This is a genomic window from Mesorhizobium silamurunense, from assembly GCF_014843825.1.
Lineage (GTDB): Bacteria > Pseudomonadota > Alphaproteobacteria > Rhizobiales > Rhizobiaceae > Mesorhizobium > Mesorhizobium silamurunense.
In genome coordinates this window covers 1-644 of the sequence record NZ_JHQR01000469.1, presented here as the reverse complement: position 1 = coordinate 644, position 644 = coordinate 1, and the positions used below count along the sequence as shown (strand labels likewise).

At 68.6% G+C, this 644-nt stretch carries 1 protein-coding gene and 1 pseudogene; both read right to left on the bottom strand.

The genetic code is table 11. From position 1 onward, the window contains the following. The coding region (locus tag DH10_RS36030) for a Y-family DNA polymerase (protein ID WP_192385969.1) at window positions 1-388 on the bottom strand (388 nt) is incomplete at its 3' end. Further along, window positions 330-644, bottom strand: a pseudogene (locus DH10_RS37500) (ImuA family protein); the annotation flags it as partial. The pseudogene DH10_RS37500 and the gene DH10_RS36030, both read right to left, overlap by 59 nt.

The window sequence follows — 644 nt, the reverse complement described above, 5'->3', positions numbered from 1 at the left end:
TGCGGTCGCCGTGGAAGCGCGCCGCCGCCCAGGCGGCTCCGGGCGTCGAGGCGAGGCCGGCGCGGACATCGAAGCCCTGCTCGAAGAAACGGGTGAGGATCTCGTCCTGCATGGCGCGCTCGCCGCCGAACAGATGCGTGCAGCCGGTGACGTCGAGGAACAGCCCGTCCTCGCCGTCGATCGCCACCAGCGGCGTGTAACGGTCGCACCAGTCGGCAAGGCCTTCGAGCAGGCGGCGGTCGGCCTCCGTGTCGGCCTCCACCACATCGATCGAAGGATGCATGGCGCGCGCATCGGCAATGCCCATGCCGCGCTTCAATTTGAGCGCCTCAGCCCGCTCGTCGAGGGCTGCGATGCGCTGGGCGTTGCTGTCGCGATGGCTGATCACCAGAGGCAGGTGATGCGAGGGCCGGGAACGCCAGGACCGTCCCAGACGCTGGCGCAGGATCCGTTCCGCGCAAAGGTACGGGAACCACAGCGACAGAATTCTCTGTTCTTTCGGCAAAAGCGTGCTCATCGGGGTTCCACTCCAGTGTGAATTGTCCGGGCAGTGCCGTGCGGCTCTTGCCGATATCGACGGTGAAGGCGGGGCGGCCGATCGAGCCGGCGAGCGGGCCGGCGACCGTCTCGCGGCTCGCCGCCGG